Annotated in this window: 16 protein-coding genes; all 16 read right to left on the bottom strand. The window is 43.6% G+C overall.

Features of this window, described 5'->3' with window-relative positions; genetic code table 11:
• The 16 genes from ccmA to fliQ all read right to left on the bottom strand — a co-directional run bounded on the left by ccmA (position 1) and on the right by fliQ (position 15867).
• Positions 1 to 618, bottom strand: a complete 618-nt coding sequence (gene ccmA / locus F0227_RS05075; RefSeq protein WP_171752097.1) for a cytochrome c biogenesis heme-transporting ATPase CcmA — start codon at positions 616 to 618, stop codon at positions 1 to 3.
• A gap of 277 nt (positions 619 to 895) precedes the next feature.
• Positions 896 to 1375, bottom strand: a complete 480-nt coding sequence (locus tag F0227_RS05070) for a DUF2802 domain-containing protein (RefSeq protein ID WP_171752096.1) — start codon at positions 1373 to 1375, stop codon at positions 896 to 898.
• A complete protein-coding gene (locus F0227_RS05065) occupies positions 1375 to 1869 on the bottom strand; it encodes a chemotaxis protein CheW (RefSeq protein WP_171752095.1) in 495 nt (164 codons plus the stop codon). Before F0227_RS05065 ends, F0227_RS05070 begins: the two co-directional genes overlap by 1 nt.
• A 39-nt stretch (positions 1870 to 1908) precedes the next feature.
• A complete protein-coding gene (locus tag F0227_RS05060; RefSeq protein ID WP_171752094.1) occupies positions 1909 to 2916 on the bottom strand; it encodes a chemotaxis protein CheW in 1008 nt (335 codons plus the stop codon).
• The gene (locus F0227_RS05055; protein ID WP_171752093.1) at positions 2906 to 3685 is read right to left on the bottom strand and encodes a ParA family protein; all 780 of its coding nucleotides are present in this window, start codon (positions 3683 to 3685) and stop codon (positions 2906 to 2908) included. The genes F0227_RS05060 and F0227_RS05055 overlap by 11 nt, the downstream gene beginning before the upstream one ends.
• Positions 3686 to 3694: 9 nt before the next feature.
• Complete coding sequence (locus F0227_RS05050) at positions 3695 to 4816, bottom strand: chemotaxis response regulator protein-glutamate methylesterase (RefSeq protein WP_171752092.1); 1122 nt, start codon at positions 4814 to 4816, stop codon at positions 3695 to 3697.
• 16 nt (positions 4817 to 4832) lie between these two features.
• On the bottom strand, positions 4833 to 7100 hold the full coding sequence (locus tag F0227_RS05045; protein ID WP_171752091.1) for a chemotaxis protein CheA: 2268 nt from the start codon (positions 7098 to 7100) through the stop codon (positions 4833 to 4835).
• Between the two features lie 9 nt (positions 7101 to 7109).
• A complete protein-coding gene (locus F0227_RS05040) occupies positions 7110 to 7826 on the bottom strand; it encodes a protein phosphatase CheZ (RefSeq protein ID WP_171752191.1) in 717 nt (238 codons plus the stop codon).
• 52 nt (positions 7827 to 7878) lie between these two features.
• Positions 7879 to 8247 (bottom strand): chemotaxis response regulator CheY, encoded by a 369-nt coding sequence (gene cheY, locus F0227_RS05035; RefSeq protein WP_137357623.1) that lies wholly within the window; start codon positions 8245 to 8247, stop codon positions 7879 to 7881.
• 44 nt (positions 8248 to 8291) lie between these two features.
• Entirely contained in the window at positions 8292 to 9026 is a 735-nt protein-coding gene (locus tag F0227_RS05030) for an RNA polymerase sigma factor FliA (protein WP_171752090.1), read from the bottom strand.
• The gene (locus F0227_RS05025) at positions 9019 to 9903 is read right to left on the bottom strand and encodes a MinD/ParA family protein (protein WP_171752190.1); all 885 of its coding nucleotides are present in this window, start codon (positions 9901 to 9903) and stop codon (positions 9019 to 9021) included. Before F0227_RS05025 ends, F0227_RS05030 begins: the two co-directional genes overlap by 8 nt.
• Before the next feature lie 16 nt (positions 9904 to 9919).
• The gene (gene flhF, locus F0227_RS05020) at positions 9920 to 11431 is read right to left on the bottom strand and encodes a flagellar biosynthesis protein FlhF (protein ID WP_171752089.1); all 1512 of its coding nucleotides are present in this window, start codon (positions 11429 to 11431) and stop codon (positions 9920 to 9922) included.
• A 31-nt stretch (positions 11432 to 11462) separates the two neighbouring features.
• Positions 11463 to 13556, bottom strand: coding sequence for a flagellar biosynthesis protein FlhA (gene flhA / locus F0227_RS05015; RefSeq protein WP_171752088.1), 2094 nt, complete (start codon positions 13554 to 13556; stop codon positions 11463 to 11465).
• A gap of 118 nt (positions 13557 to 13674) precedes the next feature.
• Positions 13675 to 14805: a flagellar biosynthesis protein FlhB gene (flhB, locus tag F0227_RS05010; RefSeq protein WP_171752087.1), complete on the bottom strand. Its 1131-nt coding sequence runs from the start codon at positions 14803 to 14805 to the stop codon at positions 13675 to 13677.
• 1 nt (position 14806) lies between these two features.
• Positions 14807 to 15589, bottom strand: coding sequence for a flagellar biosynthetic protein FliR (gene fliR, locus F0227_RS05005; protein ID WP_171752086.1), 783 nt, complete (start codon positions 15587 to 15589; stop codon positions 14807 to 14809).
• A gap of 8 nt (positions 15590 to 15597) precedes the next feature.
• Positions 15598 to 15867, bottom strand: coding sequence for a flagellar biosynthesis protein FliQ (gene fliQ, locus F0227_RS05000; RefSeq protein ID WP_171752085.1), 270 nt, complete (start codon positions 15865 to 15867; stop codon positions 15598 to 15600).
• Positions 15868 to 15877 lie beyond the last annotated feature (10 nt).

Raw genomic sequence — 15877 nt, 5'->3', positions numbered from 1 at the left:
CTAATCCCCTAATTTAATTTTTCGCAACTTAGGCGAATCAGTAAACATATCCTGGTGCGTTGTTAATAGAACAATGCCTCCGTTTTCAGCGTGTTGCAAAAACAGGTTCTCTAGCACTTTCACACCCTGCTTATCGATAGCAGTTAAAGGCTCATCTAAGATCCACAGCGGCTGCTTACTTAACCACAATCTAGCTAACGCAACTCTTCGCTGCTGTCCAGCGGATAACTGTGCAACAGGCACATCTTCACGACCAGCGATACCCACTTGAGCTAGCGCTCCCCAAAGAGTGGCTTTATCGGTATTGCACTTTTGAATTGATTGATAAAACGCGAGGTTTTCAAAACCAGACAGTTCCCTTTTCACCCCAGTTTGGTGACCAAGAAACAGCAGATCTTGATGGAATAGATCTCGATTGGATACGGTAGGCAGATCTTTCCAGAGAATATCGCCTGATTCGCTATCCCCTAGCCCAGCAATTATTCTTAGTAAGGTTGTTTTACCAGTTCCGTTTCGTCCCTCTATTTGAACGATTTCACCAGTATTAATTTTAAATGAGAGGTTTTCAAACAACACTCTCTCATCACGAATAGCAGTAAGATTTGAGACTTCTAACATGGGCACTAAAAATTAACAATCGAACGGGCATATTAACACATGCTACTGCATCCTAAGTAGGATATACACAACATGAAACACAATAAAATCCCACTTGCTCACTCACTTTTGTCACAGAATAGCAATTTAGTATCAGCAAGGCTTTTTTCTGCTCGGTTTTCTGCCGATATAATGAGCAAAAAAAAGAGAAGCATTTCGCTTCTCTTATCATTGACAGTTTAGATTACAGCAGAACAATAAAACCCGTTCCAGCAAGTTTAAGTTGTATATTAATCAATTACCTTGATGATGTTTTAGGCCTATTCTTTGCCACATTCATAGGGGGGACTTTCTCTTTCCCCGCAATTTTATTTTGCAACGTCATCATCAGTTCTGCTTCTGCTTTAGGCAGTTCACACTCTTCTATTAATTCATCAACATCCGCACCAAGCTGAACCATTTTACTGGCTCTAGAATACATTCGGCTATCTTTATCCGTATGCTCCAGCTCTGTTACTCTTTCTGATAAATACTGAATAACATCTTGTTGCTCTGCAACTTTCTGTCCTAAACCAACCACAACTGAACGAACTTCCAGCAATTGGTTGTTCGCTTTAGAAACTTCTTTTTCCATACCTCTAACGGTTTGTCGCTGACTGTCTGTGATTCGTTGCATCTGGCTGCGGCTTTTCAACAACATAACCACTAAGACAAGAACAAAAAACAGACTCCCGCCTAGCAGTACCAACACACCGTTAGAGTTAAACAGCTCAACCATTATAGGTGTGCCATTTCATTCCATTCTTCGTCGCTCAATAACTTGTTAAGATCAACAAGAATAAGTAGCTTACCATCTCGGTTACTAACACCTTGAATAAACTTGGCGCTCTCATCTGTGCCAACACTTGGTGTTGTGTCAATCTCAGAAGAACGTAGGTAAACCACTTCAGCAACGCTATCTACAAGAATACCGATAACTTGACGCTCAGATTCGATCACAATAATTCGGGTGTTATCTGTGATTTCACCCGGGATTAAACCAAAACGTGAACGAGTATCGATAACTGTAACGACATTGCCACGAAGGTTGATAATACCTAATACATAGTCCGGAGCACCTGGTACAGGAGCAATCTCTGAATAGCGAAGCACTTCTCGAACTTGCATTACATTAATGCCATAAGTCTCTTCTTCGAGTTGGAATGTTACCCACTGAAGTACTTCATCATTGGTCTGATCTTTTTTTAACTCTACTTCATTAACTTGAGACATGTCTTATCCTCTTTGTGTCGCTACCGACAAACTTTTCTATCAACTGTCCAGTGACTTTACGTCTAGACCAGCATTTAACATTGTTATCATGGCTTCAACGTGAATTAAAGCACACATTTTTTCTTTTACCATTCCAGCTAACCATGGTCGTTTACCTGAGAGCTCGCGCCAACGGACTTTTTCAGTATTAAGTAGTTCAGTCCCTTTTAACTCTGTAGATGCTAATCCCCAGTTACTCTCACCAAGCATAACCACATACTGGTAATGTTCTTTATGCGAATCATCCGTTAATCTATCAGACATTACCCACTTCGCGGTATCAACAACATCTAACTGATCATTTTTATTCGTCTGTAATCCAAGATACCATCCCGGGCGGCCAATAAGGTGACTCATTTCTCCGCGGCGATGGATACCACCCAGTTCATCAAGTGGTACGGCGAACGTTACTCCGTTGACATCAAAATAGAGCACTTGAAAATCTTCATTTCTAGCAATGCTTTGCCAGTCCTGAATGTGCGCTCCACCGGTTTCTGTTTGAAGCTCAACCTCAGTCTCTTGTTCAACCTCGACCTCTTCGACAACCTCTGGCTCAGCGATTACCGGTTCAGTCACTTCAAATTCTTCAACAGCAGGTGATTCAGCAACGACTTGTTCGACTTCAGTTGCGACATCCCACTCTTGGATCTCTTCTACAACACTTTCAACTCTTGTTACTTCAGCAATTTCACCATTATTTCGTTCTATAATGGTGGCAATATCTGGCTCGGCAGCAAGATCGGTTGTTTCCAATTTATCCAGTAATTTCTGGACATCCTCTAAATCAGGAACTTCAAATTCATTATATTCTAATTCAGTATAGGACGAATGATAATCAGGTTGTAACTTAGGTACCATTTCCTCTGCTGAAACTGTCGACTCAACGGCAGAAAGCTCTACTTTACTCGGCGTATTAAACGCTTCGTTCAGCTCTTCCTCATCAAGTAGGGAGGTAAAATAGTCATTTAATGCCTGCTCCCCCGACAATACATGCGTTTTATTGTTCATCTAGAGCTAACCTCTCTAGATAAATTAACAACTGTTTGTAGGCGAAAACCCCGCGACTTCCTTCTGCAAAATGTGATGCTGGCAATCGTTTCAAACTGGCATCACGAAACTTGGTGTCAATAGGAATAGCAGAACTCCAAACGTTTTCAGGGTAATCTTTTTTGAGCTGATTCAATGTCGTTAAAGACGCTCTCGTTCGTTTGTCGTACATAGTCGGTACGATCGTTGTCTTAAACGCTTTATTTCTGGATTTCTGCATAATGGCCAAGGTACGAATCATTCGCTCCAAGCCCTTCATTGCTAAAAACTCCGTTTGAACCGGTATTAAAATACGATCACTTGCCGCCAATGCATTGACCATCATAACGCCTAAAATTGGCGGACAATCAATCAGTACATAATCATAATCACCATGCAGTGCTAAAAGGGCTCGTTTTAAAATAAGCCCCATGCCACTGCGATTGCCCATCACTCTGTCTAATGTTGCCAAAGACATATGAGCAGGAACGATATCTATGTTCTCTATTTCAGACTGAATAATTAATGGCAGTACAGACTCGCGATTTATCTCCGGTAACTGAAATAAATCAAATAAGCTCTTTTCTACTTCATCAGAGTCATAACCAAGGTAGGTTGTCAAAGATGCATGAGGATCGGTATCAACAAGCAATACACGGTGTCCTTTTTTGCTCAGCAACCCAGCTAAGGTAACGGTAGTCGTTGTTTTGCCAACGCCACCTTTTTGGTTTGCTACGCTCCAGACTATCATCTTTGCTCCCTAAGCTAAGCCAACTTCTACAAGCATACGTTCAGCGATACGCTCCAGCGGTAAATCCTCTGTGGATATATTCGCCTTCGCGACAGCCTGCGGCATGCCGTATACAACACAGCTCTCTTCATCTTGAGCCCAAATAGTCGCACCAGCAGATTTGAGCATTCTCGCCCCTTCTCTGCCATCTGCCCCCATGCCGGTTAACACCATGGAGAGTACTTTATCTTGATAAACTTTCGATGCTGCGCCAAATGTCACATCGACACACGGCTTGTAATTCATCCGCTCACCGCTATCTACAATACGCAATTTTGCGGCGCCGGGACGGCCCTCTATCATCATCTGTAATCCACCGGGGGCGAGATAGGCCACTCCAGGTTTCAGTACATCACCATCTTGAGCTTCCTTAACCTGAATTTTGCATAAGGTATTTAAGCGGCTAGCAAAAGCAGCCGTAAAGGTGGCTGGCATATGCTGTATAAGCACAATAGGGTGCGGATAGTTTGCAGGTAACTTAGTTAAAATTTTCTGTAGCGCAACTGGACCACCAGTAGATGTACCAATAGCGGTCAACTGGTATTTCTTTCCAGAGGCTCTAAATTTGCTAGGAACACTTCTTGCGGTTGAAGTTGGTTTTGCAGCAGCAGGTGCTGATGCAACAGGCCTACGTAATGAAGAACTGGTACTCGGTGGGGCTGTTGGCGTCGGAGTACGACGCCTCATCAGCATTTTTTTACGCGCAATCTCTGTTACTCGTTGCTGCAATAATTGAGTCGCTTCATCTCTATTTCGAGCAATATCTTCAAATTTTTTCGGCAGAAAATCCAGCGCACCCGCGTCTAATGCATCTAACGTTGCTCGTGCACCATCATGAGTCAACGAAGAAAACATCAAGATGGGCGTAGGTGCTACCTTCATTATTTCTCGTACTGCAGTAATACCATCCATTACTGGCATCTCGATATCCATAGTAATAACGTCAGGTTTGACGTCCATTACCTTTTGAATCGCTTCTTTTCCGTTTACCGCAACATCCACGACTTCTAGTCGAGGATCAGCATTAATTATTTCGCTGACCCGTCGGCGGAAAAAACTTGAATCATCAACAACTAGTACTCGTACTGCCATATATTCCTTCTTACATTTACGAACGAATCGCATATTCCTTCAATAGATTTGGTACGTCTAGAATCAGGGCGATGTGACCATCACTGGTGATCGTTGCTCCAGCCATCCCCGGCGTACCTTGAAGTAATTCGTCTAATGGTTTGATTACCACTTCTTCTTGTCCAATAAGGCTGTCTACAACAAAGCCAACACGTTGACTGCCTAACTGAACGATAACGACATGTCCGTGACCTTTACGCTGATCGACACTTCCCGCTCTTGGTACAAGCCAGTTCTGTAGATAGAACAATGGAATAGATTTCTCTCTAACAATGATGGTTAATTGACCATCAACAACATTGGTTTTAGACAAATCAAGATTGAAGATTTCATTTACACTCGCTAATGGCAGTGCAAACGGTTGTTTACACACACCAACCATTAGAGTCGGTAAGATTGCCAACGTTAATGGAACTTTGATGGTTATCTTGGTTCCTTTGCCCATTTCTGAGTCTACATCTACAGAACCATTCAGGGTATTGATGGCGGTTTTAACCACATCCATTCCCACACCACGACCTGAAATGTCTGAAATCTTCTCTTTACTTGAGAAACCAGGAGCAAAAATCAGATTAAAGCACTCTTTGTCGGTTAAACGACTGGCGGCTTCGTTATCCATCAAACCACGTTTAACGGCAATTCCGCGTAACGTATCAGGGTTCATACCACCACCATCATCAACGATGGCTAACTCAATATGATCACCTTCTTGAGAAGCAGATAAAATGACTTTACCCGTTCTTGGCTTACCGGCTTTTTGGCGATCATCCGGCATTTCGATACCGTGATCGACTGAGTTTCTTACCAAGTGAATCAGTGGATCGGCCAACGCTTCAACTAGGTTTTTATCTAGATCGGTATCTTCACCGCGCATCTCAAGAACAATATCTTTCTTCAGAGTCCGAGCAATATCCCTTACCACTCGAGGGAATCGGCCAAACACTTTCTTGATTGGCTGCATGCGCGTTTTCATTACCGCACCTTGCAAATCAGCAGTAACGATATCAAGGTTTGCTACCGCTTTAGACATCTCTTCATCATTGCGACTTAAACCAAGGCTAACCAAACGGTTACGAACAAGAACCAGTTCACCCACCATGTTCATTATGGTATCTAGGGTTGATGTATCTACCCTTACTGTCGCTTCTGCCTGTGGCTTAGGTGCCGCCGCTTTTGCTTTACCTTTATCATTACTCGCTGGCGCTGCTGCTTTTTTAGCCGGCGCAGCAGGTTTAGCCGCCGCTTTCGGTTTCGCTGCGGCTTTAGGTGCGGCAGCTTTAGGCGCTGCTGCAGGTTTCGCGACGTCTGGTTTTGCTTTGACTGGTGGAGGATTAGCAGAAACAGGTTTTGTTGCCGCTTCTAACTCTTCTACCGAAGGTCCTTTACCAGAGCCATGTAGTTGATCGAGTAATTTTTCAAATTCATCATCACTCATCAAGTCTTGATCGCCACCCGCAACATTGGTGGTAGCCGCGACTGGAGCTGCTGGAGGCGCTGCTACACTGCCAGCATCTGCCTCTAAAGCACCTGGTGCAGAACCTTTACCATGCAGTTCATCTAGTAACTTTTCAAATTCGTCATCGGTTATGTCACCGCTGTCGCCACCGGCCGGCGGTACGGCTGGAGCGGGAGTGGCAGCTGGCGCAGCTGGAGCCTCAGCCAAAGCACCCGGTGCACTGCCTTTACCGTGGAGTTCATCTAATAATTTTTCAAATTCATCCTGAGAAATATCATCAATAGAGTTGTTCTCAGCGACTACAGGAGCAGGCTCAGCTTCTATCACTGGCTCTAGCTCAGGTTCTACTGCGGCTTCAACTATCGGCTCGGGTTCTGCAGCAGGAGCTTCGTCTTCACTTGCCGGACGACTTAGACGATGTAACTCTGCAAGAACTTCAGGATCTGCCGCGGTTAACGGCTCTCTCTCTTGCACCGCAGTAAACATAATATTTATTGAGTCTAGCGCTTGTAAAATGGTATCCATCAATTCAGCAGTTACTGAACGCTGTCCATTTCGCAATATATCAAACACGTTTTCTGCACCATGACAAGCATCGACTAGCTCTGTCAAAGCAAGGAATCCTGCACCACCTTTTACAGTATGGAACCCTCTAAAAATCGCATTCAGTAATTCTGTGTCTTCAGGATTGTTCTCAAGCTCAATCAATTGCTCTGACAGCAATTCTAAGATTTCACCAGCTTCTACCAAAAAGTCCTGTAGAATTTCTTCGTCTAACTCATAGCTCATATATTACCCTTAGAATCCGAGACTCGATAATAAATCATCTACATCATCTTGAGATGCAACGGCATCTTCACGCTCATGGGCGTTCATAATTGGCCCTTCTGCTTCAACTGACGTTTTTTTCGACTCTTCTGACTGCGTTTCTGCTTCCACACCAAATGTCGATATTATTTCAACGAGTCTATCTTCAACTTCTCTCACCAGCGTGATTACGCGTGTAATAATCTGTCCTGTTAAATCTTGAAAGTCTTGCGCCATCAATATTTCAGTTAGCTGGCTTCTTAGTTCAGTGCTATCACCTTCCACTTGAACCAGCAAATGATCAATCTCATGACAAAGCGTTTTAAATTCTGATAATTCAATACGACCTTTCATGAGGGCGTTCCATGTTGGCCTTACTTTTAAGAGACATTCGTGCAAATTATCTGCTATCGGCAGAGACGCCTCAACTGCATCCATGGTACGGTTGGCGGCAAGTTCGGTTTTTGCCATGACATACTCAAGCCTATCTCGAGCATCGGGAATTTCTTCATTCGCAATCTCATTCATCCTTGAGTCAAATTTAAATTGACCTAAAGCGTCATGCAGATCGCGAGTCAAAGACCCCACCTCTTTGAGCATGGGATTCTCTGCTGTTTGAGAAATCGACAGCAGTATTTGATCCGCTTCGTCTTGCTTACCTTCTTCAAGTAAGGAGACCAGTTCTTTTGCCTGCTCTAAAGAAATCATCTTAATCAAATCCTTTTACGCTAGTTATTATTAATCTTTGCGTATCAAAGAGTTATAAGCGCTCAAAAATCTTATCAAGCTTTTCTTTTAAAGTTGCGGCGGTAAATGGCTTCACGATGTAGCCGTTAACACCAGCTTGGGCAGCCTCAATAATCTGCTCACGTTTCGCTTCAGCAGTAATCATTAGAACTGGCAGGTGTTTTAGCTCAGCGTCTGCTCGAATGTTTTTTAGCAGATCAATACCTTGCATACCTGGCATGTTCCAATCAGTCACCACAAAGTCAAATTCACCTTTCTTCAACATAGGCAGCGCAGTCAAGCCATCATCCGCTTCTTGAGTATTGTTAAAGCCCAAGTCACGTAACAGGTTTTTTACTATTCGGCGCATTGTTGAGAAATCATCAACAATGAGGATCTTCATGTTTTTATTCAAAATTACCTCCACTGAGGTTCAAGTCAGTGTAATTAATCGTCTTTCGTCCAAGCACTAAGTTTAGCGCGTAAACGTTGCATTGATTGGCTATGTATTTGGCTTACACGAGATTCGCTTACACCTAATACTTCTCCAATTTCTTTTAAATTTAGCTCTTCATCGTAATAAAGTGAAAGAACTAATGCTTCTCTTTCTGGCAATTCTTTGATCGAGTCGACCAAAGCACGGCGAAAGTTCTCATCCGCTACTCCTTGAAAAGGAGAGTTTTCTCGGGTTTCTTCTGCTGTTGCGATAACGTCATCAGAAACACCTAAATCTTCAATGCCCACTAAACGTGAACAGTTAATATCTGATAATGCCACATGATATTGCTCTGCTGTCATATTTAAATGTTGAGCAACTTCAGCATCTGTTGGATCTCGGTTTAATATCGACTCGAGTTCATTAATGGCTTGGTTAATGGTTCGATTGTTCCTATGAACAGATCGAGGAACCCAATCGCCTTTGCGAACTTCATCGAGCATGGAACCTCGAATTCGGATACCTGCGTAGGTTTCAAAACTGGCTCCCTTAGAGCCATCGTAATTTTGCTGTGCTTCAATCAAGCCGATCATTCCTGCTTGAATAAGATCATCCACCAATACACTTGGAGGAAGACGACCAAGCAAGTGATGCGCAATACGTTTGACTAAATCCGAATATTGTTCCAAAAAAGAATTCTGGCTCGTTATATTCGCACGTTGGTCATATGTTAGCGCCTTATTCACCAAACGGCTCTCCTACGGGTTCTCGTTTATTCAGCAATCTTTCCACAAAAAATTCCAAATGACCACTAGGAGTTTTCGGAATCGGCCAAGTTAATGCTTTATTCGCCAACGAGCTCAGTGCTAAAGCAGCTGGAGATCGAGGAAAAGCATCGACGACGATACGTTGTTTCTTTACCGCTTGACGTACTTTATCATCTAATGGGATACATGCTACGAGTTCAAGGCTAACATTCAAGAATCGCTCTGTGACCAAGGTCAACTTTGCAAACAATTCTCTGCCTTCTCGGTAACTTCTGACCATATTTGCAACAATTTTAAAGCGTTGCACATCATGCTCACGACTCAATAGCTTAATTAATGCATATGCATCAGTGATCGAAGTCGGTTCATCACACACCACAACCAACACATCTTGAGCGGCACGGGAAAAACTGACAACCATATCCGAAATACCTGCTGCGGTATCGATAATTAACACGTCCATCTCTTCTTCTAGAGACCCAAATGCTCGTATTAATCCCGCATGCTGAGCATGACTCAGTTCCGTCATACTTTGAGTACCAGATGTTGCAGGTACAATTTTAATTCCGTGAGGGCCTTCCACAATACAATCTTTTAGCTCACACTCTCCGGCTAAAACATGCCCTAAGTTTCTGGTTGCTCTAAGGCCTAACATCACATCTACATTAGCTAAACCTAAATCTGCATCAAGTACCATGACTTTCTTACCTTGACGCGCCATAGAAATGGCTAAACTCAGTGCTACATTTGATTTTCCTACACCACCTTTACCTCCGGTGACAGAAATAACTTTAGTCAATGTTGGCTGCGTAAGTCGACGCAGGCCGCTTGCTTGATCTTGCATATTGTCATTCATCATAGTCATCTGCCGCCTAGAGTCCTTCTGCATCACTGGTCCAGTAATGCGGTTCATCTTCTGTTGACTTCTCTAGCAGATCGTTGGCTTTAGCAACGATATACTTTGGCTGAGCAATCACTATATCCTCTGGTACTCTCTGTCCGTTGGCCACATAGGCAACGGGAAGTACATTTTGAATTATCACGTTTATGAATTCACCTAGGCTTAAGGATTCGTCTATCTTGGTTAAAATACAGCCAGATAAAGGAATTCGTTTAAAATGATCTATGGTTTCTTGCAATACTTGTCGTTGCGCCGTTGCAGGAAGTACAAGATAACTACTGATCACCGCCCCACTATCTTGCATCAGCGTATCGAGCTGTTCGGACAACCTAACATCACGTTGTCCCATACCCGCCGTATCCACTAATACCAACTTTCTATTACGTAGTTGATATATTACTTCGGCTAACTCCTCAGAATCTTTAGCAATTCTTACAGGACAACCCATAATTCTTCCATAAATCGCTAACTGCTCATGCGCACCGATGCGATATGTGTCGGTAGTAACCAGTGCAACATTGTCTGGACCAAACTCCATCGCTGCTCGAGCAGCCAGTTTTGCTATCGTCGTTGTTTTTCCTACTCCAGTAGGACCAAGCAAGGCAACCACACCACCTTTTTTCAGAATATCTGATTTGGTTACCGCGATTTGGTCTGAAATCAATCCCAACAGAGCTTTCCAAGCTTGAGCTGGCGGTGTGTCTTCTGGGATATAGCAAGCGAGTTGATCAGAAAGTTCAGACGCCAACCCCATGCGTTCAAGCCGCTTAATCAGCATAGCCCGAAGTGGTTCACGTCTTTCTACCTCTTGCCACATCAACCCAGACACTTGGTGCTCTAGCAAGCGTCGAATAGACATCATCTCTTCGCGCATTGACTCGAGTTCTTGAGTGGTTTCAGCGTCACTGTGTTCTTGTCTGATATTTTTGTCGTAGCGAGTCGGATCCAATTTTGCTTTTGGACGTTCTGCGTCTCTATCCTCGGCAATTAATCTTGCTAAACCTGACTCTTCAGATAATGATGACGAGATAGCACCTTTTGATTGTGCATTTCTGCCCGTCGCAGCATCTTGTCCATTGCTCTGTCTTTTTAGCAGTGCGGAAAGAGAATCGGCTTCATTGGCAAACGACTCATCTGCCTGACTATATTGCTTAAGCATATTAGCAAATCGCTTGGTTTGTGAAGCTGTCGCTTTGCTGCTGCCTTGCAAGCTCACTCTATCATCTTGTAAGCGACGTTCCGTCTGAGCATCTATCGACGATGATTGAGAATGGTTATTGTATCGAGAGGCCATCTGTTGAGGCGCAGGAGAGGGCTGATTTGCCTGAGATGCAGGGTTTCCATCACCATCAACTGCCGCAACGATTTCGACACCGCCGGTGACCTTTTTGTTAGACATAATCACCGCTTCCGCACCCAGTTCTTCCTTAACCTGAAGAAGTGCTAGTCTCATGTCTTTTGCAAAAAAACGTTTTATTTTCAATGTACTTGTCCAAGGTTAATTCGTACTAAACCTAATTACCAACTGCTTGCACAATTCGTATCTGCTTTTCATCAGGAATCTCTTGATAGGAAAGCACTCGTAGGTTTGGAATTGTATTCTTAACAAATTTCGCTAATGTCGTTCTTAATACACCAGAGGTAAGCAGTACAGCAGGCTCACCTTTAAGTTCTTGTTCTTGCGTGGCATTACTGAGAGATGATTGCAACCTTTCTGCCAATCCTGGCTCAATACCTGTTGATTCGCCCCCCGACGCCTGCATAGTTTGATGCAATATTTGTTCCAGCTCAGGGATTAATGTAATTACCGGCAGTTCAGGCTCTATACCATTGATTTCTTGGACGATTAAACGCTTAAGGGCGATACGAACCGCGGCGGTTAATATGTCAGGTTCTTGACTCTTTGGCGCATACTCAGACAAGGTTTGTACAATAGTGCGGATATCTCGGATAGGGATCGCTTCATGTAATAGGTTCTGCAACACTTTAACCACAGCACCCAATGAAAGCTGATCCGGCACAAAGCCTTCCACCAACTTAGGCGTAGATCGACTAAGCATTTCTAGTAAATTCTGCACCTCTTCATGGCCAATTAACTGAGCAGCATTGTTGGTGAGAAGTTGGCTTAAGTGAGTAGCCAATACGGTCGCGGAATCAACCACTGTATAGCCGAGCGCTTGAGCATGTTCCCGCTGCTCCTCAGCAATCCAAATAGCTTCAAGACCAAACGCGGGGTCAACCGTCGGTTCCCCTTCGACCATGCCATAAACCTGACCGGGATTGATCGCTAGCTCTTGATCGGGTCTAATCTCGGCTTCACCGACAGCAACCCCCATTAACGTTATTCGGTAGCTATTCGGCGTTAGTTCAAGATTATCTCGAATATGAACCGCTGGCACTAAGAAACCAAAGTCTTGCGACAGTTTTTTCCTTACCCCTTTTACCCTTTCAAGCAGTTCACCACCTTGATCTCTATCGACCATAGGGATTAAACGATAGCCTACCTCTAAGCCAATAATATCCACTGGCTGAACATCGTCCCATGACAGCTCTTTTTGATTTTGCGCTTCGGTATCTTGTGGTTTAGGCAGTGCTGGCTTATCCGCTTCTTTCTTCTGTTTTTTGTACTGCCAATAAGCAACACCACCAGCTATTGCACTTAACAGCAAAAAGGCAAAATGAGGCATGCCCGGCACAACACCCATCACGCCCAATATGGCAGAAGTGATCACCAAGGCTTTGGGGTTGTCAAACATCTGAAAGACCATCTGCTGGCCCATATCTTCATCTGTATTTTGACGGGTTACCATAATGGCAGCGGATATAGAGAGTAATAGCGATGGAATTTGGGCAACCAAACCATCACCAATAGTTAACAGGGTATAAATTTCAATGGCATTTTGAAAACCCAAATCAAACTGCACCATACCGATGCTTAAACCACCAATAATGTTTATAAACAGAATTAAAATACCGGCAATGGCATCGCCTTTAACGAACTTAGAAGCACCATCCATAGAACCATAAAAGTCCGCTTCTTTTGTGACTTCAAAGCGACGAGTTCTTGCTTGTTCTTGATCGATTAAACCGGCATTTAAATCTGCGTCAATTGCCATCTGCTTACCTGGCAAGGCATCTAACGTAAAGCGAGCACTTACTTCTGAAATACGACCCGCACCCTTTGTTACCACCATAAAGTTGATAATCATCAGGATCAGGAAGACCACTAAACCTACCGCATAGTTACCACCAATAACCACGCTACCAAACGCTTCGATAACATTACCCGCGGCGTTACCTCCTTCATGCCCATACAGTAAAACCACCCGTGTTGATGCCACGTTTAACGCTAAACGTAATAGTGTTGCAACCAACAATACGGTCGGGAAAGCAGCAAAATCTAGCGGGCGTCGTGTATAGATTGTCACCAGTAATACCACCATGGATAAGGCGATATTAAAAGTGAATGAGAGATCGAGTAATAGCGGTGGAATGGGCAGTATGATCATGCCAAGCGCAGCTAGTACCAATATTGGCGCACCAACTGCGGGTAAAGTCTTACTCGATATTGATGTTAATTTATTTGAAACAGGTAGAGAAAATTTCATTATTTAGCAGCGCTTAATCTTTGAACGAAAAATAGTTAAATCAATACTTTGCACTACACATGCAAGTATCAGACCATATGATTCGTCAAATAAATGACAAGCAAGTAGGGTTTAACCATCAGTACTTATAATCGGGAGGGATAGGCATGTTATCTTCAGTAAGGACAGGACGTTGACCGCCGCTTTTTCTAAACTGTTTAAGCTGAAACACATAAGCCAACACCTGAGCTACTGCGGTAAATAAGCCATCAGGTATTTGCTGTTCAAGTTCAGTGGAGTGATAGAGCGCACGGGCCAGTGGAGGAGCAGGTATGACATAGATATCGTGTTCTCGCGCTACTTCTCGAATTTTAAGCGCCATATGATCTACCCCTTTCGCCACCACAACAGGTGCTTTGTCGGTCAGGGAGTCATATCTTAAGGCGACAGAAAAATGCTCTGGGTTGGTGACAATAACATCAGCGGTTGGAACATCTGCCATCATCCTTCGCTGAGCTGCTTCCCTTTGCAGCATACGGATACGCCCTTTAACTTCCGGCTTACCTTCCGTCTCTTTATATTCATCTTTCACTTCTTGCTTGGTCATCTTTAGCTGATCAGCGTGTTGCCAAATTTGAAACGGAATATCTATCGCCACCACCACCAGCAATGAACAGCTAATTAACAGTATAAAGTTAAGTAGAATCTCCAAGGCATGAAAAATATTTTGTGGGAAGACATCTAAACTAAGCTGAAAAAGATCGACTTTTGATGCATTAATCAGATAGAAAGCCACACCAGCAACCAAGGCAACTTTCAATATAGACTTAATCAGCTCAACCCAACTCTGTAAACCAACCATTCTTTTGAGACCACTGAGTGGGTTCATTTTAGAAGGTTTTGGCATTGCTGCTTCAATAGAAAAGTTTACCCCTCCTACACCAGTTGTACCGACTAAAGCAGCAATAAAAAGAGTAATGAGTATTAAAACAAGCGGCAGTATCAAGTGAACGAGAGCACCCGAAACGATATCAAACAGTTTACCGCTATCAAAAATCTCTTCTCGACTAAGAGTAAAAAATCGTCCCATTATGGTAAAAAGCCCCTTAGCGAGTTTTTCACCAAACATCATTAAAGAGAGTGCGCCGACGATCAATACAGATACCGATGCAAGCTCCTTAGAGCGTGCTATCTGCCCTTTTTCTCTCGCTTGTTGCAACCGCCTGGGCGTGGCGTCTTCAGTACGTTCCTGACCGTCAGATTCTGCCACGTTAGCACTCCATCTTAATCAATGTACAAAGTTGCTGTTCACCTTGCATCCAATAGAGATCATAGTGGCTAAACAGTCCGAGCATTAAATACCAACATAGAAGCAAGCCGATCACTAACGCAAAGGCAAAACCTAATGAGAAGATATTTAGCTGAGGAGCCGCACGAGTCATTACACCAAACGAGAGGTTTATCGTCAGCAGCGCAATAATACCCGATAGAGACATACTCAATGCCGTCTTAAACATAGTCGACATCCACAGAGCCATCTCGCGATAGTCCACATTCGTCAGCGCTCCACTGCCAATGGGTAAGGTTTTAAAGCTAATTACCACAAACTGGATAAGCTGCAAATGGCCATTGGTGGCCAAGAAAAACATGGTCGCTAAAAATAGAAATAACTGACCCAATAGCGGCGTATTTTGACCATTAGCAGGGTCCACCATTGAAGCGAAACCCAAGCTGGATTGCATACCCAGTATTTGCCCCAACATGACGAAGGTCTGGCTGATAAACTGCGTCACCATCCCCATCGCCACACCAATGATGATCTGCTCAAATGTGACCACAAAGCCTTGAAAAGAGAGTAATGCAATACCCTGTGGCACCGCAGGAATGGCAGCAGAGACTCCGAGCGTGATTGCTAGTCCCATATAAAGCCGGATTCGGGTTGAGACGTATCTTGCCCCTGTCACCGTCATCACCATTAACATCGCTGCGATACGGGTATAAGGCCAGAAGTAGTTGGCTATCCAGTCAAGAATGATATGAGTTGGATATTCCATAGCAAGCCTTAATAGAGCACTTGAGGTAAGCGTTCTACCATCTCAAAGAAGAATTCCATTAATGTTTGTGTCATCCAGTGAGCACCAAACATTAGCGCCAATAAGGTTACAATTAATCGCGGAAGAAAACTTAATGTCTGCTCATTAATCGAGGTTGCGGCCTGAAATATCGCTACCACTAAACCAATCATTAAGCTTGGAATAATAATTGCGCATACCAAGAGCAACACTATCCACAGTGCACTTCGAAAGATTTCTACAAAGACTTCAGGTGTCATTATCCTTCTC

It is taken from the genome of Vibrio sp. 99-8-1 (assembly GCF_013114595.1).
Lineage (GTDB): Bacteria > Pseudomonadota > Gammaproteobacteria > Enterobacterales > Vibrionaceae > Vibrio.
Note: the sequence above shows the minus strand (reverse complement) of the source record. Positions and strands in the feature narration are given on the sequence as shown.

Coding starts and splice junctions, on each gene's coding strand:
- ccmA (WP_171752097.1), bottom strand. CDS start 618: ATGTTAGAAGTCTCAAATCTTACTGCTATTCGTGATGAGAGAGTGTTG.
- F0227_RS05070 (WP_171752096.1), bottom strand. CDS start 1,375: ATGGTTGAGCTGTTTAACTCTAACGGTGTGTTGGTACTGCTAGGCGGG.
- F0227_RS05065 (WP_171752095.1), bottom strand. CDS start 1,869: ATGTCTCAAGTTAATGAAGTAGAGTTAAAAAAAGATCAGACCAATGAT.
- F0227_RS05060 (WP_171752094.1), bottom strand. CDS start 2,916: ATGAACAATAAAACGCATGTATTGTCGGGGGAGCAGGCATTAAATGAC.
- F0227_RS05055 (WP_171752093.1), bottom strand. CDS start 3,685: ATGATAGTCTGGAGCGTAGCAAACCAAAAAGGTGGCGTTGGCAAAACA.
- F0227_RS05050 (WP_171752092.1), bottom strand. CDS start 4,816: ATGGCAGTACGAGTACTAGTTGTTGATGATTCAAGTTTTTTCCGCCGA.
- F0227_RS05045 (WP_171752091.1), bottom strand. CDS start 7,100: ATGAGCTATGAGTTAGACGAAGAAATTCTACAGGACTTTTTGGTAGAA.
- F0227_RS05040 (WP_171752191.1), bottom strand. CDS start 7,826: ATGATTTCTTTAGAGCAGGCAAAAGAACTGGTCTCCTTACTTGAAGAA.
- cheY (WP_137357623.1), bottom strand. CDS start 8,247: ATGAAGATCCTCATTGTTGATGATTTCTCAACAATGCGCCGAATAGTA.
- F0227_RS05025 (WP_171752190.1), bottom strand. CDS start 9,903: ATGAATGACAATATGCAAGATCAAGCAAGCGGCCTGCGTCGACTTACG.
- flhA (WP_171752088.1), bottom strand. CDS start 13,556: ATGAAATTTTCTCTACCTGTTTCAAATAAATTAACATCAATATCGAGT.
- fliR (WP_171752086.1), bottom strand. CDS start 15,589: ATGGAATATCCAACTCATATCATTCTTGACTGGATAGCCAACTACTTC.
- fliQ (WP_171752085.1), bottom strand. CDS start 15,867: ATGACACCTGAAGTCTTTGTAGAAATCTTTCGAAGTGCACTGTGGATA.